The following is a 22927-nucleotide window of genomic DNA, read 5'->3' as shown; positions in this document are numbered from 1 at the left end:
TCACTACTAATAATATGTGGACTCTTAGTATTTATTTCAAGCTAAAAAATAAATAATCCGCACATTTGCTTCTAGGTCTTACTTCTTGCCTTCAGAAGCTTGCATTGCAAGAACCGTATCCAGCATTCGGTTCGCAAAGCCCCATTCATTATCACACCACACTAGCATTTTAACTAAGTGGCCGTTGCTCACTCGCGTTTGTGAACCATCAACGATTGCGCTATGGGGATCGTGATTAAAGTCGATGGAAACGAGCGGCGCTTCAGTATAGTCAACTATATTGTGTAATGTACACTGGGATGCATTAACAATGGTTTGATTTACGTCATTAACTTTCACATTTGCATTAATTGTGACACTTAAATCCATCGCTGTTACGTTTACCGTCGGCACACGCACAGATATAGCTTCAAATTTGTTGGAAAATTTCGGGAAGATTCTTTCAATACCTTTATGCAACTTGGTATCGACAGGAATGATCGATTGGCTTGCTGCTCGAGTACGACGCAAATCGCTGTGGTACGCATCGATAACTTGTTGATCATTCATTGAAGAGTGAATAGTCGTAATCGTACCGGACTCGATACCAAAGGCGTCATCAAGAACCTTAATGATAGGGACAATACAGTTGGTGGTGCACGAACCATTGGAAACGATTTGGTGGTCCGCTTCGATGGTATCGTGGTTCACACCATAGATAATGGTGTTATCGAGGTCATTGGCACCGGGGTGAGAAAACAGTACCTTTTTCGCCCCTGCAGCAATGTGCGCGAGGCCGTCATCTCGGCAACCATAAACACCGGTACAATCGAGAACGATATCCACCTCAAGGTCACGCCAAGGCAACAGCTCAATATCAGCAAGATGTAAGATACGAATGGTATCAAACTCACCCTTGTCTTCAGCACCAATGCCATGATGGACATAAATGTGCTCTTGATCGTTAGAGATTTTCTTACCGAAGCGGCCGTGACTGGTGTCGTACTGCAATAGGTGAGCCATAGCGTCAGGCTGAGCAAGCTCATTGACCGCTACTACTTTGATTTGTTGGCTTTTGCCACTTTCATAGACAGCGCGCAATACATTACGCCCTATTCGTCCAAATCCATTTATCGCGACTTTTAGCATAGTTCCGTACATCTAACCAAAATTTCGTGCAACAGATGATAACTGAATCCTACCCAAAAGGCATTACTTGAATAACTCAGCTTGTTCATGACAGATTGATCTGTTGCTTATAGAGATGAGTCTAGGAGAAACAAATCCCAGAGACAAAAAACCGAGCTCAGCGCTCGGTTTTTTTATTCATTTCATTGTTAGCACTAAGCTAGCAATCAATGATTAAGCAAGAAGCTCTTTCGCGGTGTTTACTACGTTTTCAGTAGTGAAACCGAACATCTTGAATAGCTCGCCTGCTGGTGCAGATTCGCCGAACGTTGTCATACCGATGATCTTGCCACCGAAACCAACGTACTTGTACCAGAAGTCAGCGATGCCAGCTTCTACTGCGATACGAGCAGTAACGTCAGATGGAAGTACAGACTCACGGTATTCAGCATCTTGCTTGTCGAACGCGTCAGTTGCAGGCATAGATACTACGCGTACTGCTTTACCTTCAGCGGTTAACTGTGCAGCAGCTTCAACAGCAAGCTCAACTTCAGAACCTGTTGCAATGATGATTAGCTCAGGCTTGCCTTCACAATCTTTCAGGATGTAACCACCCTTAGCGATGTTAGCTACTTGCTCAGCATTACGATCTTGTTGTGCAAGGTTTTGACGAGAGAAGATTAAAGATGAAGGACCATCTTTACGCTCAATAGCCAGTTTCCAAGCAACAGCAGACTCAACTTGGTCACATGGGCGCCATGTGCTCATGTTTGGCGTTAGACGTAGAGAAGCGATCTGTTCAACCGGTTGGTGAGTAGGACCATCTTCGCCTAAGCCGATAGAGTCGTGCGTGTAAACTTGGATGTTCTGAACTTTCATCAGAGCAGCCATACGCATTGCGTTACGCGCGTATTCCATGAACATTAGGAACGTTGCGCCGTATGGTACGAAACCACCGTGCAGAGCGATGCCGTTCATGATAGCCGTCATACCGAATTCACGTACACCGTAGTGGATGTAGTTACCAGAGAAGTCAGTTGCTTCAAGAGACTTAGAGCCAGACCACATAGTTAGGTTGGAAGGCGCTAGGTCAGCAGAGCCGCCCATGAATTCTGGAAGCATTTGACCAAACGCTTCTAGAGCATTTTGAGATGCTTTACGTGAAGCAATGTTTGCAGGGTTAGCTTGAAGATCAGCAATGATTGCGTTTGCTTTCTCTTCCCACTCAGCTGGAAGTTCACCGTTAGTACGACGTTTGAATTCTGCTGCTAGCTCTGGGTAAGCCGCTGCGTATGCGTCAAACTTAGCATTCCACGCCGCTTCTTTTGCTGCGCCCGCTTCTTTCGCATTCCACTCAGCTGCGATATCTGCTGGGATTTCGAAAGGACCGTGTTCCCAACCAAGTGCTGCTTTAGTTGCTGTAATTTCATCAGCACCTAGTGGAGCGCCATGGCAGTCGTGCGTACCAGCTTTGTTTGGAGAACCAAAACCGATGATAGTTTTAGTACAGATAAGCGTTGGACGAGGGTCTGCTTTAGCTGCTTCGATAGCTGCATTGATTGCTTCCGGATCGTGACCGTCTACTGCTGGGATTACGTGCCAGCCGTATGCTTCAAAACGCTTAGGAGTATCGTCAGAGAACCAACCTTCCACTTCACCATCGATAGAGATACCGTTGTCATCCCAGAAAGCAACTAGCTTACCAAGGCCTAGCGTACCAGCTAGTGAACATGCTTCGTGAGAGATACCTTCCATCAGACAGCCATCACCCATGAATGCATAAGTGTAGTGGTCTACGATGTCGTGGCCTTCTTTGTTGAACTGTGCAGCCAGTGCTTTCTCTGCCATTGCCATACCAACAGCGTTAGTGATGCCTTGACCTAGAGGACCCGTCGTTGTCTCGATACCAGGAGCGTAACCGTACTCTGGGTGACCAGGAGTCTTAGAGTGCAGTTGACGGAAGTTTTTCAGATCTTCAATTGAAAGCTCGTAGCCTGCAAGGTGAAGCAGAGAGTAAATCAACATTGAACCATGGCCGTTAGACAGGATAAAACGGTCGCGGTCAGCCCACTCTGGGTTTGCAGGGTTGTGGTTCAAGTGGCCACGCCAAAGAACTTCAGCGATGTCAGCCATACCCATAGGTGCGCCTGGGTGGCCTGAATTTGCTTGTTGAACACCGTCCATGCTAAGTGCGCGGATTGCATTGGCTAGATCTTTACGAGAAGGCATGTCTGCTCCTGGATACATAAGCGATTTAAAAAAGAGATAGTGCTAATGTTTTCATTTTAATTAGCGCGGGTATTCTCTCAAACGACTATTGCGACTGCAAACGTTTTACTGGCATTTTAACAGTCATTTTTCGCAATTTTCGAACATTTACATCACTTGGCAGTGGCTTATCTCAATCGATACGCAAACGATTAGTTATGACATATCATAAAAAAGAGCTTGTAATTCGACCGCTGGAATTTAGAATAGCCGTCTAGATGTAGAAACACCTACAAAATATACTGTATTTAATGGCGCGCTTCCTAGCTTGCGACGCCATAAACTATTTACACCAAAAACTAAAAGTGGAGCTCTCATGGCTAAGCACCTATTCACTTCTGAATCTGTTTCAGAAGGCCATCCAGATAAAATTGCAGACCAAATCTCTGATGCTGTTCTTGATGCCATCTTGGAACAAGATCCAAAAGCACGTGTTGCTTGTGAGACTTACGTTAAAACCGGCATGGTTATGGTTGGCGGTGAAGTAACAACGTCTGCATGGGTTGATATCGAAGAAATCACTCGTGAAACAGTACGTGAAATTGGTTACATTCATTCTGATATGGGCTTTGACGCTGACTCTTGTGCTGTTCTAAACACAATTGGTAAGCAGTCTCCAGACATCAACCAAGGTGTTGATAAAGAAGACCCTAAAGAGCAAGGCGCAGGCGACCAAGGCATCATGTTTGGTTACGCGACTAACGAAACACCAATCCTAATGCCGGCTCCAATTACTTACTCTCACCTTCTTGTTAAGAAGCAAGCTGAAGTACGTAAGAGCGGTAAACTTGACTTCCTTCGCCCTGATGCGAAATCTCAAGTTACGTTCCAATACGACCAAGGTAAAATCGTTGGTATCGACGCTGTTGTTCTTTCGACTCAACACTGCGACTCAGTAACAACACCGGATCTACGTGAAGCAGTAATGGAAGAGATCATCAAACCAGTACTTCCTGCTGAGTGGATCAACAAAGATACTAACTTCTTCATCAACCCAACAGGCCGTTTCGTAATCGGTGGCCCAATGGGTGACTGTGGTTTAACTGGTCGTAAGATCATCGTTGATACCTACGGCGGCGCAGCTCGTCACGGTGGCGGTGCATTCTCAGGTAAAGATCCATCAAAAGTTGACCGTTCTGCAGCTTACGCAGCACGTTACGTTGCGAAAAACATCGTTGCTGCTGGTATGGCTGACCGTTGTGAGATTCAACTGTCTTACGCTATCGGTGTTGCTGATCCAACATCTATCATGGTTGAAACGTTCGGTACTGAGAAAGTAGCACACGAAATCATCATTGAAGCTGTTCGTCAAAACTTCGACCTACGTCCATACGGCCTTCAAGAGATGCTGAACCTTCTTCAGCCTATCTACAAGCAAACTGCTGCATACGGTCACTTCGGTCGTGAAGAGTTCCCTTGGGAAGCGACTGACAAAGCAGCAATCCTTGCGGACTTCGCTGGCCTAAAATAATTTAGCCACTGCGATGTGTTCCTTTAAAGCCCTTACTGCTTAGTAAGGGCTTTATTTTTATGTACTTACCGAACTTTCACTCACAATACCCTTCCCTAACGCCCTTCTTTACCGTTAACCACTTAGTATAAAAAGCCGCTGATAATTTGTGTTTTCTAGCACTACTGACAATAGTTAAGGTAACTCCTAGGCGATCAAGCTCACATTTAACTTAAATTAATTCAGTCTGATAACGCTCGTTAAATGCACGCTAGAACAATAACTGGGATGACAAAGAGCAATTTAGCTCAACACCATAACTCTCACACAAGCCACATCGATGAGCCTTATGGAATTATAACTAGGACGTTATTTAACTAGGGGGATCTATGCCTCGTACCGCGCACCCATCCGAACTGAACGATAAAAAACACAAGGTCAGCGATAAGGATTACGCTCGCACCATTCCTTGCAACCAAATCAGTATTTCCGCACCCTTTCATTGGTTGTCGCTTGCTCTGCATGACTTAGTAAGAATGCCATTAATCAGCGCATTTTACGGATTGTGCTTTATGGGAGCGGCAATTGCGATTGTTCAACTTGTCCAATGGCAAGGAACACACTTAGTCGTGATGCCAAGCCTGATCGTGTACATGCTGATAGGGCCGTTTCTTGCCCTAGGCTTGTATGACGCAGCTTGGGAAAGAGAAAAAGGCCATAACGCCAGCCTACTGCACTCAATGAAAGCCATCACTCGCAACTCGACCCACCAATGGGCCTTTGCGATTGTGTTGATGGTTGCGATGATATTCTGGATGCGTATCGCTGCGTTATTGCACGCGCTCTACCCTTCAGTGCAAGGCGCACCATTGGCTGAGTTCGCTCCCTTCTTAATTACGGGTTCTGTGATTGGTTTTGTTATCGCAAGCCTCATATTTAGCATCTCAGCATTTTCAATTCCGTTAATGATGGAGAGACGCGTTGATGTGATGAGTGCGATTTTCACTAGCTTTAATGCCGTGAAATCGAACATCCCTGCAATGGTGGTTTGGGCGAGTATTATTTGTGCCGGTATTTTGGTGGGTTTTGCCACCTACGGCATCGGAATGATCGTCACCATGCCGCTACTTGGCTATGCTACATGGCACGCTTATCACGAGATCATTAAGAAAAAACATCACGTGTAAAGCATCGCTAGATCAACAAGCAATGTTATGATTAGGCCTTGGTTTAAACGCTGAGGCCTTTTATTTGGAGTTAACAACGTTTGTCTTACACCCCGCAACAACACCGAGCAAATAAGAAATTGGCCGAATGCCTAGCTATCGCAAATCAACATTTCTCTCGTGAATTTCCACACCCAACTATCACCTTCAAGTTAAGAGGCAAAGCGGCGGGAAAGGCCTACCTTCAGCTCAACGAAATTAAGCTCAACCACGTACTATTTTCTGAAAATGAAGATGCCTTCATCAACGAGGTTGTGCCACATGAACTCGCACACCTGATCACGCATCAGGTTTTCGGACGTGTTAGGCCTCACGGAAACGAGTGGAAATACGTGATGGAAAAAGTATTCAACGTGCCAGCCAGAACAACTCACAGCTTTGAAATCGCGTCAGTTCAAGGGAAAACCTTTGAATATCGATGTGAGTGCACCACTTACCCATTATCAATCAGACGACACAACAAAGTACTTCGGAATCAATCGACCTACCGCTGCCAATTGTGCCAGCAAACCTTAGCTTTCACGGGAACTCAACTAAGCTAGTGACAGGTTGATTTACTCGGTAGAACAAATCTAATAGAGAGATCTAACATTTGAGTGCTAGACTGATGTTTATCATACTTTTATCAGTCTTTTTCTATGCAAAAACTCACCTTCAAAGCATTTGGCCTACCTGTATCTTTTTACTTAACAATAGTATTTGGCCTACTGGTAACCCAAAGCGTTCTCGCCGCACCACCGAGCTCATTTTCCAAAGCAAAAAGAGAAGCGGTGAAGATTTACCTCGACCATCCGACTTCATTTTATTGCGGCTGTGACATTACATGGAAGGACAAAAAGAAAGGGATTCCCGACCTTGATGGCTGTGGCTATCAAGTCCGAAAACAACAAAAGCGGGCGAGTCGAATTGAGTGGGAACACGTGGTTCCAGCTTGGCAATTTGGCCACCAGCGTCAGTGTTGGCAAGATGGTGGGCGCAAGAACTGCACTCGCAATGACAAAATATTCAAATCCATGGAAGCCGACCTTCACAACCTAACTCCGGCCATTGGCGAGGTTAACGGTGATCGCTCCAACTACAACTTCAGTCAGTGGAATGGCATGGATGGTGTGAGCTATGGTCAGTGTGAAATGCAGGTCAACTTCAAGCAGCGTAAAGTTATGCCGCCAGACAGAGCAAAAGGCTCTATCGCGCGTACTTACCTTTACATGAGCCAAGAGTATGGTTTCAAACTATCTAAGCAACAAACCAACCTAATGATGGCGTGGAACAAGCAATTTCCTGTCGACAAGTGGGAATGTACTCGTGATGAGCGAATCTATGCCATCCAAGGTAATCACAACCCATTTGTTTACCCTGCTTGTAAATAACGTCGCTCGTACAATCAACATTCCTAACTATCTCAAACAAGAGTTTCAGAATTGCCCCTGAAACTCTTGCTCTACCCTTGTTTTTTCAACTAAAAGCATCCATGTTAGGCAGAGACAAAATACCCAAATGAACATATTTATAGGTTTACCAGCATGAGAATCCCTCGTATTCATCACCCAGAACGCATTCATCAGTTAGGTTCACTCGCTTTAGGCGAAGATGCCGCGGGTCATGTTGGTCGTGTCCTTCGCATGAAAGAAGGCCAAGAAGTCCTTCTATTTGATGGCAGTGGCGCTGAATTCCCTGCGACGATAGCCGAAGTATCAAAGAAAAATGTCACCGTTAATGTTTCTGAACGCATCGAACGCAGCAGCGAATCTCCGTTAGACTTACATTTAGGCCAAGTGATTTCACGTGGCGACAAAATGGAGTTCACGATTCAGAAATCGGTTGAGCTTGGTGTGAACACCATTACCCCTTTAATTTCAGAGCGCTGTGGCGTTAAGCTTGATACAAAACGCTTCGAGAAAAAACTCGCACAGTGGCAAAAGATTGCTATCGCGGCGTGTGAACAGTGTGGCCGCAATACGGTTCCAGTCATTCGCCCTATCATGCAACTTGAAGAGTGGTGTAGCGAACCGAGTGAAGCATTAAAGCTGAACTTACATCCTCGTGCAAAATACTCAATTAATACCCTTCCAGAACCTATCAGTAAGGTACGCCTATTGATCGGCCCTGAAGGTGGCTTGTCGGCTGAAGAAATCGGCATGACAGAACAATACAAATTTGAAGAGACGCTACTCGGCCCACGTGTACTTCGTACCGAAACAGCAGCTCTAACCGCAATTACTGCCTTACAAGTCCGTTTTGGCGATCTAGGCTAGGAGAAAAAAATGATCAAACTTGGCATCGTAATGGATCCAATTTCATCCATTAACATCAAAAAAGACTCTAGCTTTGCCATGATGCTTGAAGCTCAGCGTCGTGGTTACGAAATCCATTACATGGAAATGGATGATCTACATTTAGATCAAGGCGTAGCCATTGCTGACACTAAGGTTGTTGAACTAAAAGAAGATCCAAACGGTTGGTACGAGTTCAAATCAGAACAGACTATCGCGCTATCCGATTTAGATGCGGTACTAATGCGTAAAGATCCTCCGTTTGATACTGAGTACATCTACGCAACTTACATTCTTGAGCGTGCTGAAGAGAACGGCGCACTGATCGTCAACAAACCACAAAGCCTACGTGACTGTAACGAGAAGTTGTTCACGGCATGGTTCCCTGAACTGACACCGACCACCATCGTGACTCGTAAAGCTGAAAAAATTAAAGCGTTCCGAGAAGAACACGGCGACGTGATTCTAAAACCACTTGATGGCATGGGCGGCGCGTCTATCTTCCGTGTGAAAGAAGGCGATCCAAACGTATCAGTTATTATTGAAACCTTGACCAACCACGGTCAGAACTACGCAATGGCACAAACTTTTGTTCCAGACATCAGCAATGGTGATAAGCGTATTCTTGTGGTTGACGGTGAGCCAATGCCTTACTGTCTAGCGCGTATTCCTGCAAAAGGGGAAACTCGAGGTAACCTTGCTGCTGGCGGTACAGGTGAAGCTCGTCCTCTAAGTGAAACAGACTGGGCTATCGCAAGAGCAGTTGCTCCAGCACTGAAAGAGAAAGGCTTAATCTTTGTTGGGCTTGATGTTATCGGCGACAAGCTGACTGAAATTAACGTGACTAGCCCTACTTGTATCCGTGAAATTGAAGCCGCTTTTGATATTTCAGTTACAGGTAAATTAATGGATGCAATTGAGCGTCGCGTTAACGCTAAATAGCCTAAACTAAAGAAAGCCTTAGCTATTCGAAAACACAGAAATATCTAGGCAAAGAACAATGAGCGGCTTTACGCCGCTCTTTTTCCTTTACTGGGAACACACTGGCAGGAGGCTCTATGAATTTAACGAACCACTTTCTGGTTGCTATGCCCGGAATGAAAGACCCATACTTTCAAAATTCGGTGATTTACCTTTGTGAGCACAATGACGAAGGCGCGATGGGTTTGATGATCAACGCCCCTATTGATGTCACTGTCGGTAGCATGCTTAAGCAAGTTGAGGTTGATTCTGATCAGCCAAAACCCAACCAAGCAAGTCTTGATAAGCCTGTATTGAATGGTGGACCGGTCGCAGAAGACCGTGGGTTTATTTTGCACAAACCTAAAGGCAACTATCAATCCAGTATCAGCATGACGGATCAAATCTCAGTGACAACCTCAAAAGATATCTTGATGGTGTTGGGCACAGAAGATGAGCCGATGAATTATTTAGTCGCACTTGGGTATGCAGGATGGGAACCCGGACAACTGGAAACAGAACTGACCGAGAACTCATGGTTAACCGTTGAAGCCGATCCGAAGGTCATCTTCGATACACCGATTTCTGACCGCTGGAAAGTCGCTGTACAGATGTTAGGCATTAATGCAGCTCAGCTTTCAGCAGACGCTGGTCACGCCTAGCTCAAATCAACTAAGTAAAATAAACAGACACTCTCAAACACAGATAAATTTGGAAACCCCATGTCACGAACAATTATGGCATTTGACTACGGTACAAAAAGTATCGGTAGTGCGATAGGACAAGAAATCACGGGCACCGCAAGCCCTCTAAAAGCTTTTAAAGCCAAAGATGGCATCCCAAATTGGGACGATATCGAAAAGCAAATTAAGGAGTGGCAGCCGAATCTTATCGTGGTTGGTCTTCCTACCGATCTTCATGGTAAAGATCTAGCCGCGATTACACCAAGGGCGAAGAAGTTTGCCAATCGCCTAAAAGGGCGCTTTGGTGTCGATGTTGAACTACATGATGAAAGACTATCGACCACAGAAGCAAGAGCCGACCTTTTTGAAATGGGCGGCTATAAAGCGCTAAGCAAAGGCAATGTCGATAACCAGTCTGCAGTCGTCATTTTAGAGAGCTGGTTTGAAGCACAATATTCATAACGAAAATTAAGAGCTCAAAGATTAAACTCCTTTGTGATCCTATAATGATATTACGACGTAATGTCGAAGCAATTCATTATTAGGTAAGTGGGAGTTCACATGAAAATTTTTCTAGCAATCTTCGTAGCTCTAGCAATATCAGCATGCAGTTCGACAAGCTCCAATAATGCAGGTTATATGAATCATACTTCGACTGACGCAGACGTAATCAGCGAGCCTAAGAACAAGAAGCGTTGATAATACAGACGCAGCCGAACGATGAATATGATGAACGCCTGATTTTAACCTAGAATCAAATCAGGCGTTTTTTATCACCCCATATCTATCTTCACACCAGCCAACGCCCCAGTTCCGTAGTCGTCATCACCACGTCTAGTTTTGAGCATTAAGCGCAAGTCATTAGCAGAATCGGCACTGTGGAACGCATCCTCTTCGCTGATCTTGCCTGCTATCACTAAATCATACAAAGCTTGGTCAAAGGTCTGCATACCTATCTCTTTCGATTTAGCCATGGTTGCTTTCAGTTCGTGTAGTTCACCACGACGAATCAAGTCAGAAACACGAGGGCTATTCAGCAGAATCTCGAATACACCATGACGCCCGCTGCCATTCTTGTCGCGAATGAGTTGCTGAGCGACGACACCACGCAGGTTCATCGACAGATCAAACAAGAATTGCTCTTTTTGCTCTTTCGGCACCAAGTGAAGAATACGTTCTAACGCTTGGTTGGCATTATTGGCGTGCAGTGTTGCCATACACAAATGACCCGTTTCAGCAAAGGTCATCGCGTATTCCATGGTCTCACGGCTACGGATTTCGCCAATCAAGATCATGTCTGGTGCTTGGCGTAGCGAGTTCTTAAGCGCGACTTCGTAACTCTCGGTGTCGAGCCCGACCTCACGCTGCGTCACGATGCACTTTTTATGTTCGTGCACAAATTCAATAGGGTCTTCAACCGTCAAGATATGTCCCGAGCGATTGGTGTTGCGATAGCCTGTCATTGCAGCCATTGAGGTCGATTTACCAGAGCCTGTCGCACCAACCACCAGCACAAGTCCGCGCTTAGCTATTGATAGGTCCTGTAGTACATCAGGAAGCTTTAGTTGCTCAAAGGTTGGGATGTTAGTCTCGATACGTCGAATGACCGCTCCAGGTAGCTCTCGCTGAAAGAATGCACTGACACGAAAACGACCAAAGTCACGCACAATCGCAAAATTAGCCTCACGCGTTTGCTGATATTCATCACGTCGGTCTTGTTCCATCATCGCATCAAGTAATTGAGCAACTTGAGCCGCATTCAGCTTCTCTCCTTGAGGGCGTAATTCACCATCCACACGAAAAAGGATTGGCGCATCAACCGTGATATAAAGATCCGATGCCTTTTGAGAAAGCATTCCCTCAAGGATTTGATTCAATTCCATTGTGTCCACCTTGATTAAAACATTGAGGTTTCAATTTCGATCTTTTTCTCGACCTCTTCCGAATCAACCAAGCCCTGCGCCATCAGCTGCTTCGCATTTTGTTCCATGGTCTGCATGCCGTGCGCTGCGCCCGTTTGAATGATCGAGTACATCTGCGCAACCTTATCTTCACGAATCAAGTTTCTGATCGCAGGTGTTGCCATCATGATTTCATGACACGCCACACGACCACCACCAACACGCTTTAGCAGCTTCTGGGCTATCACCGAGCGCAGTGATTCAGACAACATCGAACGAACCATATCTTTATCGCTACCTGGGAACACATCGATAATACGGTCGATCGTTTTAGCCGCAGAACTGGTGTGCAGAGTACCAAAGACCAAGTGACCCGTTTCTGCTGCGGTTAACGCTAAGCTAATCGTCTCTTGGTCACGAAGTTCACCAACCAGAATCACGTCTGGGTCTTCACGTAAGGCACTGCGCAGTGCCGCTTTAAAACTGTGGGTATCACGGTGAACTTCACGCTGGTTGACTAGGCATTTATTATTGGTGTGAACGAATTCAATCGGGTCTTCAATCGTCAGAATATGCTTATTGTGGTTGCGATTTACGTAATCAACCATCGCCGCAAGAGTCGTTGATTTACCAGAGCCAGTTGGACCAGTGACGAGCACTAACCCTTTTTCGTAGTTAGCAATCCTTTCGAAGATCTCAGGTGCACCTAACTGATCTAAAGTCGGGATTTCGACAGGGATAGTTCGAAAGACAGCTGAGCAGCCACGGGCTTGGTTAAACGCATTAACACGAAAGCGACCAACATTGGGTAATTCAAAAGAGAAGTCGACTTCCAGTTTTTCTTCAAACTCGCCGCGTTGTGAATCGCTCATGATCTCAAAAACCAAACGATGCACATCAGCATGACTCAAAGCTGGGATTCCAAGCTTCCTTACTTCACCATCTATACGTACCATTGGAGATACACCCGCAGAAAGATGTAGATCTGACGCGTTATGCTTTACACTAAAATCTAGTAACTCAGTGATATCCATTTATTTTCCCTTAAGTAAAGTCAGCTATGAGTAGTATTCAACAAAATATCGAACAAATCACCTCACAGATTCGTAGTGCTGAGCAAAAGTGCGGACGAGCTCCAGAGTCCGTGCAACTTTTAGCCGTCAGCAAAACTAAACCTATTGATGCGATTCTAGAAGCCGCACTCGGAGGCCAAGTTGCCTTTGGTGAAAACTATGTTCAAGAAGGTGTAGATAAAGTAAAACACTTTTCAGAACAACATTCTAACCTAAATTTAGAGTGGCATTTTATTGGTCCAATTCAATCCAATAAAACCCGCCCAATCGCGGAAAGCTTTCAATGGGTGCATTCCGTCGATCGCGATAAGATCGCACAAAGGCTTAATGATCAACGACCAAGCGAACTTCCACCTTTGCAAGTGTTGATTCAGGTAAACACCAGTGGTGAAGAGTCCAAATCTGGAACCTCAGAAGAGACAGTTTTTGCACTCGCGGAGTTGATTTCATCGCTCCCCAACCTCACCTTAAGAGGATTGATGTCGATTCCTGCAAACGTATCTGACTATCAATCTCAGCTTAATGCATTTTCTCAACTGGCAGAGCTTAAAGACAAGCTAGCCGCGAAGTATTCAGACATTGATACCCTTTCGATGGGGATGAGTGGTGATATGGATGCAGCAGTTGAGGCTGGCAGCACAATGGTTCGTATTGGAACAGCTATTTTCGGCGCTCGTGATTACGCGAAATAGCCGTAGTAAGTAACGACAAGTACAAGTATTGATACCGCTTCGCCTTATCCGCGCAGCGACACGCTCAGGATTTTATATATGGTACATAAGAACATCGCCTTTATTGGGGCGGGAAACATGGTTCGCTCAATTGTAGCGGGCTTAGTCGCGAGTGGTTACCCAGCGCAAAAGATTACTGCAACAGCACCTTCAGAAACCAGAAGGCTGCCGTTAGAACAAGAATACGGCATCAATACCACCAGCGATAATATTGCAGCAGCAGAGCAAGCAGACGTTGTGGTGTTATCCGTGAAACCACAAATGATGGCTGATGTATGTAAACCCTTACAAGATATCGACTTCAGTAACAAACTGGTTATCTCAATTGCCGCGGGTATTAATGCGAATCGACTCAATGAGATGTTAAACTGCCAACTGAACCTTGTTCGTGTGATGCCAAACACGCCATCACTGCTTGGTAAAGGGATGAGTGGTCTTTATGCCGATGCAACTGTCAGCCAAGATGATAAAGACTTTGCTTCTCAGCTGATGCAAGCTGTTGGTGAAGTAAGCTGGGTTGAGCAAGAGTCTGGTGTCAATAACATCATTGCGGCGGCGGGTAGTGCTCCGGCTTACTTCTTCCTGTTTATGGAAGCGATGCAAGCTGAAGCAATCAACCAAGGTTTTGACCAAGAAACCGCTCGTAAGCTAGTGCAGCAGTCTGCATTAGGCGCGGCAGCGATGGTCGTAGCAAATCCAGATACTGAATTATCAACACTGCGTGAACAAGTGACATCAAAAGGCGGCACGACCGCAGAAGCACTACGCACGTTTAACGAACATCAACTATCAGACATCGTAGCAAAAGCCATGCAAGCGGCAGTTGCTCGAGCTGAAGAGATGGAAAAACTGTTTTAGTACCAATCAAGATAAACAAGTATTTTGCCGCTCTGGTTATATCTAAGCGACAAGTAAATCCGAAAAAGGAAACAATATGAACTCGATGAGCTTTCTGATCTCGACCGTTTTTGATCTTTACATCATGGTTGTGATCTTGCGTATCTGGCTACAAGCATCACGTGCAGATTTCTACAATCCATTCTCACAATTCATCGTAAAAGCGACACAGCCGGTTGTTGCCCCACTACGCCGAGTTATTCCATCAATCGGCAGCCTTGATCTGGCGACCGTTGTTTTCGCTTATGTGCTGTGTGTACTTAAGTTCGTTGCTCTAAACCTGATTATCTCTGGCGGCGCTGCCGTTTTCGATATTAGCTTTCTAATCTTTGGTGCACTGTCTCTGCTCAAAGCAGCTGGTGGCTTGCTCTTCTGGGTTCTACTTATCCGTGCAATCCTAAGCTGGGTTAGCCAAGGTCGTAGCCCAATCGAGTACGTGTTCCATCAACTGACTGAACCAATGCTAGTGCCTATCCGCCGTATCCTTCCGGACATGGGTGGTTTCGACCTAAGCGTACTGGTTCTGTTCATTGTTCTGCAATTTGCGAACTTCCTAATGGGCGACATGATTGGCCCTATTTGGTATCAGCTATAATTCAAGTACAAACATCAGGTACTTTGACGATGCCAAAAGCGGTTTGGGCCGAGGAAGACGATATTCTTCTTAGGCTCTATATCCAACCCAAAGCAAGCCGAGACAAAATTGTCGGCTTGCACGGTCAGGAACTGAAAATTGCCATTACTGCACCACCGGTTGATGGCAAAGCCAATGCCCATTTAGCGAAATACCTTGCGAAACAGTTTAAGGTCGCAAAAGGGCAAATTAAGATAGAAAAGGGAGATCTCGGTAGGCACAAGCAAGTTCGAATATGCTCGCCAAGCCAAATCCCAACTGAAGTCAAAGCCATCCTATGATGGCTTTTTGCTATTTATTGGAGTCATTATGCGTTTATGGATAACAGCACTACTCACCGCTCTTGTTGCCTTACCAAGCTCAGCAGGGCAATTTAAGAACATTAAGGATGTCGAGGTTCATTACTCGGCTTTTAATTCCACGTTCTTAACTTCGCAAGTCGCTAAGCAATACAAACTTAAGCGAAATGGATACTCAGCAATCCTCAACATCAGCGTGTTAGACAAGGCTTCTCTAGGCAAGCCTGCGACAACGGCTAAAATTACGGGAACAGCGAAGAACCTCGTTGGAAACACCCGTACTTTGAAGTTTCGAGAAATCAAAGAAGGCGATGCGATTTATTACCTTGCTGAGTTCCCCGTAACTCACGAAGAAAACATCACCTTCGACATCGATGTGAACGCAGGCCTAAAAGGCACTGGTCCACTGCGTTTCACACAGAAATTCTATATAGAAGAGTAAGCTCAAACCTTACTTTTCATTTATTAACTTATTTAGAGCTACATTCCCATGAGTAAGATTGTTTTAGCAACAGGCAACCAAGGTAAAGTTCGCGAGATGGCAGATATTCTGTCTGAGTTTGGTTTTGACGTTGTCGCGCAAAGTGAATTTAACGTTTCAGAAGTCGCTGAAACAGGAACGACTTTCATTGAAAATGCCATCATCAAAGCTCGCCACGCAGCGAAAGAAACAGGGCTGCCAGCCATTGCTGACGACTCAGGTTTAGAGGTTGATTACTTAAATGGTGCGCCAGGTATCTATTCAGCGCGTTACTCAGGTGAAGGGGCAACCGATAAGCAGAACATCAAAAAACTATTAGATGCGATGCAAGGTGTCGAAACTGAAAAGCGTACTGCGCGTTTCCACTGTGTGTTGGTGCTAATGCGTCACGAGAATGATCCAACACCTCTAGTGTGTCACGGTAAATGGGAAGGTCGTATTCTTACTGAAGAACACGGTGAGAATGGCTTTGGCTACGATCCTGTGTTCTTTGTACCAGAAGATAACTGCGCCTCAGCAGAGCTTGAATCTTCGCGTAAGAAGCAACTATCACACCGTGGTAAAGCGCTTGCGTCACTATTCAAGACTCTCAAGGAGCAAGCTCTGTAATGCACAATGCAGCGCTAATACCACCCGCACTTAGCCTCTATGTACACATCCCATGGTGTGTACAAAAGTGTCCGTATTGTGATTTTAACTCTCACGCTCTGAAAGCCGAGATCCCTGAAAAAGAGTATATCGATGCACTGCTTGAGGATCTCGATACTGATATCGAAAAATATCAGCTCAATGGTATGCCTCGCCCACTGCATTCGATCTTTATTGGTGGCGGTACCCCAAGCCTGTTTTCTCCTGAAGGAATTGGCCGATTGTTACAAGGCATTGAACAGCGCATCCCGTTCAAACCTGAAATAGAAATCACCATGGAAGCCAACCCGGGAACTATCGAAGCTGAGCGTTTTGCAGGTTACCAAAAGGCAGGCATTACTCGAATCTCGGTGGGTGTGCAAAGTTTTGAGCAAGAGAAACTGGAAAGACTTGGGCGTATTCATGGTCAAGATGAAGCGGTAAATGCCGCTCATTTAGCGCATAAGATTGGATTGAATAGTTTCAACTTAGACTTAATGCACGGCTTACCCGATCAGAGTATTGAACAAGCGTTGGCTGATTTGGATAAAGCGATAGAACTCGACCCTCCGCACTTATCTTGGTATCAGCTAACAATAGAACCTAACACCATGTTCTATTACAAAACACCAACGCTGCCTGATGATGATGACCTTTGGGATATCTTCGACCTAGGCCATAAGAAGCTCGCAGACGCAGGGTATGTGCAGTACGAAATTTCAGGCTACAGCAAGCCGGGATATCAGTGTCAACATAACCTCAACTACTGGCGCTTTGGTGACTACCTAGGTATTGGTTGTGGCTCTCATGGCAAGCTAAGTTTTGCTGATGGACGCATCATTCGCACGACTAAGGTTAAACACCCTAGAGGTTATTTAGCGGCTTACCAAAACATGGTGAAGCCTTATCTATCTGATGAGTTTGAAGTGCCGAATGAAGACCGCCCTTTTGAGTTCTTTATGAACCGCTTTAGGTTAATGGAAGCGTGTCCAAAACAAGATTTCATCGATACTACTGGGCTTGGTTTTGACGCTGTTCAGTCAACGATTGAGTGGGCAAAAGAGCTAGGTTACTTGAACGAAACCGACACTCACTGGCAGATCACTGAAAAAGGAAAGCTGTTCCTAAATGATCTACTGGAAGCCTTTATGGCGGAAGAAGACGAATAATTAGAGAAGTATTACGTAAGGGTTGGCTTTAGGGTCAACCCTTTTTATTGTATGAGTCTATCTCGAAGCGAAGCGCTCTATTCTATAGGACGAAGTCCGTGCTCACATCTCGCATCTTTCTTCTAAAAAATAGAACGACCAATTCGCTCTGAAAGCAACTCTAGAGCCTTAGTACCAGCAAGAGAGTTACCAGAAGGGTCAAGCTCCGGAGACCACACAGCGATGGTCATCTCACCCGGAACGATGGCAATAATACCGCCACCCACACCCGATTTGCCCGGCATACCAACACGGTAAGCAAACTCACCCGCCCCATCGTACAAACCACATGTCGCAAGCAAAGCATTCAGTTGTTTAGTTTGAACTGGCGTGATGATCTCTTTCTTAGTCTGAACCGACACACCTTTGTTCGCCAAATAGCTAAAGGTTTTCGCCAAATCCACACACGTCATTTTAAGCGCACAAGCATGGAAGTAGTTATTCAGAACTGGGATAACATCATTCTCAAAATTACCAAATGAACGCATCAAATAAGCAATGGCAGCATTACGATCGCTGTGCATCATTTCTGAAGCCGCTACGACTTTGTCGTACACGATATGAGTATCGCCCGATAACTGACGCACAAACTCTAACAAACGGTGTCTAGGCGCAGACAAGCGGCTTTGTAGTAGGTCTGCAACGACAATTGCCCCCGCATTGATGAACGGGTTGCGGGGAATACCATACTCCATCTCAAGCTGAATCATCGAGTTAAAGGCTTGACCAGAAGGCTCTTTGCCTACTCTTTGCCAAATCTCTTCAGGCTTATATAGCACCATAGCTAGCGTCAGGCTCAAGGCTTTAGAAATAGATTGCACAGAAAATGCTTCTTCAGCATCGCCTGCTTTAATCACCTCACCTTCATTGGTGTATACCGCGATCGCCAGTTTCTGGTTCGATACGCGAGCCAGTGCAGGGATATAATCAGCGACCTTTCCCTGTCCAATTAAAGGACGAACTTCGTCTAAGATCTCGGCCAAAATAGCTTGAGTTGGTTTCATGTGCGCTTACTTCTATATTGTTATTTTTGTAGGGGTGTAACATATACCAATCGTAGTAAATAACTGCTCACTCTAGCTTGTTAAAATGCTCGATAACTGCGTTAGAATTTTTGATTGTAGAGTAACTACTTATCGAAAAATGCTGCCTTGTTCTCAAGCCTTTTTCCTACGCTATTTCTGATCACTTACTTACTGTGATTGGTATTACTTTCTGTCGTTAAGCCTTTACTGAAATAAAAGCCTAAGGACAAAAAAGCCAACATTACAATAATGTTGGCTTTAATCAATCCCATAAAGTGTAGGGGTTAAACCCTAAGTCGGATTACCCTTCACTTAATTTGATTCGAAGTTACTTAGTACGCTTGAACTTAATGTCCCAAACACCATGACCTAAACGGTGGCCACGCGCTTCAAACTTAGTTAGCGGGCGCTCATCCGGACGAGGGATGTAATCACCATCTTCAGCGATGTTTTCGAAGCCTGGAGCTACGTTCATCACTTCAATCATATGTTCTGCGTAGTTTTCCCAGTCTGTTGCCATGTGGAAAACACCAGTATCAAGTTGAAGCTTGCCGCGAACCATCTCTGCAAACTCAGCCTTAACGATACGACGTTTATGGTGACGAGCTTTGTGCCATGGGTCAGGGAAGAACAGTTGCAGAGTATGCAGGCTGCTATCTGGGATCATGTGTTCAAATACTTCTACAGCATCGTGACACATTACACGCAGGTTAGTTACGCCAGCATCGCGAGCTGTACCTAAACACGCACCAACACCCGGGCTATGAACTTCAATACCTAAGAAGTTTTTCTCAGGTGCGTTCTTTGCCATTTCAACCAGTGATGCACCCATACCGAAGCCAATCTCTAGTACAACCGGGTTATCGTTGCCAAATACTTCTTTCCAGTTAAGAAGCTCTGGGTTGTAGTCGATACCCATTGTTGGCCAACATTCATTCATCGCGTTCTCTTGGCCTTTTGTTAAGCGGCCTTCGCGGCGAACAAAGCTACGGATCTTACGAACCAGTTTGCCGTCTTCAGTATATTCGTTAGTGGTCACTTCACTCATTGATTTTTGCCTGCACATTGATTAATCAAAGCGGGGATTATCCAAAGAATTGCCTCCGGTGCAAGTCTTTCCGTGGATAAATTCCCACACAATTTGTCTGTTTTACATCCAACGTTAAGTGTGGTGCAATTTCGCTTCTAATAATAGCAAAGCATAGAGCATGTCGTGACTCCTTTCGCAACCGCCATATTAAAGTGGTATGACGCCTACGGGCGTAAAGAATTGCCTTGGCAACAAAACAAAACCGCCTACACCGTTTGGCTATCTGAAATCATGCTTCAGCAGACTCAGGTTGCTACGGTGATTCCATACTACCAACGCTTCTTAGAACGCTTTCCAACGGTTATCGACCTAGCGAACGCCGAACAAGATGAGGTACTCCACTTATGGACAGGGCTTGGTTATTACGCACGAGCTCGCAATCTACATAAAGCAGCCAAGATCGTTGCTGAGCAATATGGTGGTGAATTTCCGCTGTCTATCGAAGAGATGAACGCGCTACCGGGGATTGGTCGCTCAACAGCAGCAGCCGTCTTATCATCGGTTCATAAACTTCCTCATGCGATTCTTGATGGCAATGTAAAACGAACGCTTGCGAGAAGTTTTGCCGTTGAAGGTTGGCCGGGGCAAAAGAAAGTCGAAAACCAGCTTTGGGAACACGCCGAAGCACATACTCCGAACAAAGATGTCGATAAGTACAACCAAGCAATGATGGACATGGGTGCCATGGTTTGTACCCGTAGCAAGCCTAAGTGCACCTTGTGCCCGATTGAAAGCATGTGTGAGGCCAAGAAGCTCGATAGACAGCTCGACTTCCCTGGCAAAAAGCCTAAGAAAGAAAAGCCAGTAAAAGACACATGGTTTGTGATTCTGTATCACGACAACCAAGTGTGGCTCGAACAGCGCCCTCAATCTGGTATCTGGGGCGGATTGTTTTGTTTCCCTCAAAATGAAAACGCAGAGATCGAACATCAACTAGATCTTCGTTCGATCAAAGACACTCAAACCAATTCGATCAAGACCATGATTGCGTTTAGACACACTTTCAGCCACTACCACTTAGATATCACGCCAGTATTAGTGAAATTAGATAAACAACCAGATTTGATAATGGAAGGGGCTAAAGGTCTCTGGTATAACTTATCAAAACCGGAAGAAATTGGCCTAGCCGCTCCTGTAAAGCAGCTTATTGAGAGCCTACCCTTTGAACTGAACGACGACGTTTGAATCAACGAACGCGATAAGAGGAACCACTATGAGCCGCACTGTATTTTGTGCTCGCCTTCAAAAAGATGCTGAAGGCCTAGATTTTCAACTTTACCCAGGTGACTTAGGTAAGCGTATCTTTGACAACGTGTCTAAAGAAGCTTGGGGACAATGGCAAAGCAAGCAAACTATGCTTATCAATGAAAAGAAGCTAAACATGATGGATCCTGAGCATCGTAAACTTCTTGAAACTGAGATGGTTAACTTCCTTTTTGAAGGTAAAGATGTCGTAATTGATGGCTATACTCCACCAAGCGAATAAGACATTTATTTAAGCAATTTTTAATGACATCATGGTTAACGCTGCGATGTCATTTTTGTATGAGGAACTATGAAAAAGCTAAGTTACTTCCTAACAGCCATGTTATTAACTGGCTGCAGCCGTGAATTTGTCGAAAGCATTTATGATGTCAATTACGAGCCAACCAACCGGTTTGTGAAGAATTTAGCTGAGCTACCCGGACAATTTGAAAAAGATACCGGGGCGCTAGATTCATTAATAGATGGCTTTTCAGGCAACATTCAAAAACGTTGGGGTAGCAGTGAAATCAAGATAGCAGGTAAGAGTAACTATGTGAAATACATAGATAATTACTTAAGTCGTTCAGAAGTGAATTTTAGCCAAGGCCTGATAACGGTGGAAACGGTTTCCTCTACCGAACCGAAAAAACACCTCAAAAATGCGATCATGACGACCCTTTTGACGCCAGATGATCCGGCGCATGTCGATCTATTCTCTTCTAAAAGCATCAAGCTAGAAGGCAAACCTTTCCTCTATAATCAGGTCGTAGACCAAGAAAAAAAGCCCATTCAATGGACTTGGCGAGCGAACCAGTTTGCGGATTACCTGATCGCGAATAACCTAAAAACCAAAGAAGTCGACTTTAAAAAAGCCTACTACGTTGAAATCCCAATGGTGGCCGACCACGCTAGCCAGCGTAGTTATCAATATGCCGACATCGTTCGACGAGCGTCTCAGCGTTATGACATCCCTGAAGATTTAATCTACGCTATCATCAAGACAGAGAGTAGCTTCAACCCGTACGCCGTAAGCTGGGCTAATGCTTATGGTCTTATGCAGGTGGTACCTAAAACCGCTGGTCGAGATGTATTTGAACACGTCAAAAAGAAACCTGGTGAACCAAGCCCTGAGTACTTATTCAATCCAGAAAACAACATTGATGCTGGCACCGCATACTTTTACATCCTTAAAAATCGTTATTTGAAAGACGTAAAAAACCCATTAACGCTTGAATACAGTATGATTTCAGCCTATAACGGCGGTACTGGTGGCGTACTCAATACCTTCAGTAAGGACAGAAAGCGAGCAATGCAAGACTTAAACTCGCTGCAACCGAGCCAAGCCTACTGGGCGCTTACCAAGAAGCATCCAAATAAAGAGTCGCGCCGATACCTCGAAAAAGTAACGCAATTCAAAAAAGAATTTAACCAAGGTAAAACATAACCCTCACTTTTGAATAAAAAAACAACGAACGAACGGTTTTTTTAGTTATTTTCAAAAAAGGAGTTGACGGTTATGCAGAAAATCCGTTTAATAGCGCTCCGTTGCCCGGATAGCTCAGTCGGTAGAGCAGAGGATTGAAAATCCTCGTGTCGGTGGTTCGATTCCGCCTCCGGGCACCACAATTTGATTTGTTGGTGTCAACACTCTTTAACAGGGAGTAACAACACGGACAAAAGCATAAAGAATTTAGTGTGCCGACTTAGCTCAGTAGGTAGAGCAACTGACTTGTAATCAGTAGGTCACCA

General features: G+C 45.1%; 25 protein-coding genes and 1 tRNA gene. 20 read left to right on the top strand and 6 right to left on the bottom strand.

Features of this window, described 5'->3' with window-relative positions:
• Positions 1-78: 78 nt before the first annotated feature.
• Entirely contained in the window at positions 79-1128 is a 1050-nt protein-coding gene (epd, locus tag AB6E30_RS11450) for an erythrose-4-phosphate dehydrogenase (RefSeq protein WP_032545627.1), read from the bottom strand.
• Positions 1129-1341: 213 nt separating this feature from the next.
• Positions 1342-3336, bottom strand: coding sequence for a transketolase (gene tkt, locus AB6E30_RS11445; RefSeq protein WP_120459683.1), 1995 nt, complete (start codon positions 3334-3336; stop codon positions 1342-1344).
• A 355-nt stretch (positions 3337-3691) separates the two neighbouring features.
• On the opposite strand from tkt, the gene metK reads away from it, so the two are divergent.
• The 9 genes from metK (at position 3692) to AB6E30_RS11400 (ending at position 10666) form a co-directional block, all read left to right on the top strand.
• The gene (gene metK, locus AB6E30_RS11440) at positions 3692-4846 is read left to right on the top strand and encodes a methionine adenosyltransferase (protein WP_372103648.1); all 1155 of its coding nucleotides are present in this window, start codon (positions 3692-3694) and stop codon (positions 4844-4846) included.
• 368 nt (positions 4847-5214) lie between these two features.
• On the top strand, positions 5215-6012 hold the full coding sequence (locus tag AB6E30_RS11435; RefSeq protein WP_017062235.1) for a DUF2189 domain-containing protein: 798 nt from the start codon (positions 5215-5217) through the stop codon (positions 6010-6012).
• An 80-nt stretch (positions 6013-6092) separates the two neighbouring features.
• The gene (locus AB6E30_RS11430; protein ID WP_017062236.1) at positions 6093-6593 is read left to right on the top strand and encodes a SprT family zinc-dependent metalloprotease; all 501 of its coding nucleotides are present in this window, start codon (positions 6093-6095) and stop codon (positions 6591-6593) included.
• Positions 6594-6689: 96 nt separating this feature from the next.
• On the top strand, positions 6690-7421 hold the full coding sequence (locus tag AB6E30_RS11425; RefSeq protein WP_017063198.1) for an endonuclease: 732 nt from the start codon (positions 6690-6692) through the stop codon (positions 7419-7421).
• Positions 7422-7574: 153 nt separating this feature from the next.
• On the top strand, positions 7575-8306 hold the full coding sequence (rsmE, locus tag AB6E30_RS11420) for a 16S rRNA (uracil(1498)-N(3))-methyltransferase (protein WP_017062238.1): 732 nt from the start codon (positions 7575-7577) through the stop codon (positions 8304-8306).
• A gap of 9 nt (positions 8307-8315) precedes the next feature.
• Positions 8316-9266 (top strand): glutathione synthase, encoded by a 951-nt coding sequence (gene gshB / locus AB6E30_RS11415; RefSeq protein ID WP_004735482.1) that lies wholly within the window; start codon positions 8316-8318, stop codon positions 9264-9266.
• A 116-nt stretch (positions 9267-9382) separates the two neighbouring features.
• Positions 9383-9946 carry a YqgE/AlgH family protein gene (locus AB6E30_RS11410; RefSeq protein WP_017062239.1) on the top strand — a complete coding sequence of 188 codons (564 nt, stop codon included), beginning with the start codon at positions 9383-9385 and terminating at the stop codon, positions 9944-9946.
• Between the two features lie 60 nt (positions 9947-10006).
• Entirely contained in the window at positions 10007-10429 is a 423-nt protein-coding gene (gene ruvX, locus AB6E30_RS11405; protein ID WP_004735480.1) for a Holliday junction resolvase RuvX, read from the top strand.
• A 99-nt stretch (positions 10430-10528) separates the two neighbouring features.
• Positions 10529-10666, top strand: a complete 138-nt coding sequence (locus AB6E30_RS11400) for a hypothetical protein (protein WP_170791814.1) — start codon at positions 10529-10531, stop codon at positions 10664-10666.
• Positions 10667-10740: 74 nt separating this feature from the next.
• Here the strand turns inward: AB6E30_RS11400 and AB6E30_RS11395 are convergent, their stop codons facing one another.
• Both AB6E30_RS11395 and AB6E30_RS11390 read right to left on the bottom strand, forming a co-directional pair.
• Positions 10741-11850: a PilT/PilU family type 4a pilus ATPase gene (locus AB6E30_RS11395; RefSeq protein ID WP_017062241.1), complete on the bottom strand. Its 1110-nt coding sequence runs from the start codon at positions 11848-11850 to the stop codon at positions 10741-10743.
• Between the two features lie 14 nt (positions 11851-11864).
• Positions 11865-12902, bottom strand: a complete 1038-nt coding sequence (locus tag AB6E30_RS11390; protein WP_017062242.1) for a type IV pilus twitching motility protein PilT — start codon at positions 12900-12902, stop codon at positions 11865-11867.
• A 26-nt stretch (positions 12903-12928) separates the two neighbouring features.
• Between AB6E30_RS11390 and AB6E30_RS11385 the strand changes: the two genes are divergently transcribed.
• The 7 genes from AB6E30_RS11385 (at position 12929) to hemW (ending at position 17779) form a co-directional block, all read left to right on the top strand.
• Positions 12929-13633, top strand: a complete 705-nt coding sequence (locus AB6E30_RS11385) for a YggS family pyridoxal phosphate-dependent enzyme (RefSeq protein WP_017062243.1) — start codon at positions 12929-12931, stop codon at positions 13631-13633.
• Positions 13634-13711: 78 nt separating this feature from the next.
• On the top strand, positions 13712-14530 hold the full coding sequence (gene proC / locus AB6E30_RS11380) for a pyrroline-5-carboxylate reductase (RefSeq protein WP_372103645.1): 819 nt from the start codon (positions 13712-13714) through the stop codon (positions 14528-14530).
• Positions 14531-14606: 76 nt separating this feature from the next.
• The gene (locus AB6E30_RS11375; protein WP_372103643.1) at positions 14607-15164 is read left to right on the top strand and encodes a YggT family protein; all 558 of its coding nucleotides are present in this window, start codon (positions 14607-14609) and stop codon (positions 15162-15164) included.
• Positions 15165-15193: 29 nt separating this feature from the next.
• The gene (gene yggU, locus AB6E30_RS11370) at positions 15194-15484 is read left to right on the top strand and encodes a DUF167 family protein YggU (RefSeq protein ID WP_017067797.1); all 291 of its coding nucleotides are present in this window, start codon (positions 15194-15196) and stop codon (positions 15482-15484) included.
• A gap of 28 nt (positions 15485-15512) precedes the next feature.
• Positions 15513-15944 (top strand): DUF4426 domain-containing protein, encoded by a 432-nt coding sequence (locus AB6E30_RS11365; protein WP_017062246.1) that lies wholly within the window; start codon positions 15513-15515, stop codon positions 15942-15944.
• A gap of 48 nt (positions 15945-15992) precedes the next feature.
• Complete coding sequence (locus AB6E30_RS11360) at positions 15993-16592, top strand: XTP/dITP diphosphatase (RefSeq protein WP_017062247.1); 600 nt, start codon at positions 15993-15995, stop codon at positions 16590-16592.
• Positions 16592-17779 carry a radical SAM family heme chaperone HemW gene (gene hemW, locus AB6E30_RS11355; protein WP_372103640.1) on the top strand — a complete coding sequence of 396 codons (1188 nt, stop codon included), beginning with the start codon at positions 16592-16594 and terminating at the stop codon, positions 17777-17779. Before AB6E30_RS11360 ends, hemW begins: the two co-directional genes overlap by 1 nt.
• A gap of 122 nt (positions 17780-17901) precedes the next feature.
• Here the strand turns inward: hemW and glsB are convergent, their stop codons facing one another.
• Positions 17902-18822: a glutaminase B gene (gene glsB, locus AB6E30_RS11350; protein WP_017062249.1), complete on the bottom strand. Its 921-nt coding sequence runs from the start codon at positions 18820-18822 to the stop codon at positions 17902-17904.
• A 349-nt stretch (positions 18823-19171) separates the two neighbouring features.
• On the bottom strand, positions 19172-19891 hold the full coding sequence (trmB, locus tag AB6E30_RS11345) for a tRNA (guanosine(46)-N7)-methyltransferase TrmB (protein WP_017062250.1): 720 nt from the start codon (positions 19889-19891) through the stop codon (positions 19172-19174).
• Between the two features lie 165 nt (positions 19892-20056).
• Between trmB and mutY the strand changes: the two genes are divergently transcribed.
• From mutY to AB6E30_RS11325, 4 genes are all read left to right on the top strand, one after another.
• Entirely contained in the window at positions 20057-21118 is a 1062-nt protein-coding gene (gene mutY / locus AB6E30_RS11340) for an A/G-specific adenine glycosylase (protein WP_065584120.1), read from the top strand.
• A gap of 28 nt (positions 21119-21146) precedes the next feature.
• The gene (locus AB6E30_RS11335; RefSeq protein WP_010435637.1) at positions 21147-21419 is read left to right on the top strand and encodes an oxidative damage protection protein; all 273 of its coding nucleotides are present in this window, start codon (positions 21147-21149) and stop codon (positions 21417-21419) included.
• A 69-nt stretch (positions 21420-21488) separates the two neighbouring features.
• On the top strand, positions 21489-22622 hold the full coding sequence (gene mltC / locus AB6E30_RS11330; RefSeq protein ID WP_372103637.1) for a membrane-bound lytic murein transglycosylase MltC: 1134 nt from the start codon (positions 21489-21491) through the stop codon (positions 22620-22622).
• A gap of 103 nt (positions 22623-22725) precedes the next feature.
• Positions 22726-22801 (top strand) — tRNA-Phe (locus AB6E30_RS11325).
• Positions 22802-22927: the final 126 nt, after the last annotated feature.

The organism is Vibrio sp. 10N.247.311.12, from assembly GCF_041467515.1.
Lineage (GTDB): Bacteria > Pseudomonadota > Gammaproteobacteria > Enterobacterales > Vibrionaceae > Vibrio > Vibrio crassostreae_C.
Note: the sequence above shows the minus strand (reverse complement) of the source record. Positions and strands in the feature narration are given on the sequence as shown.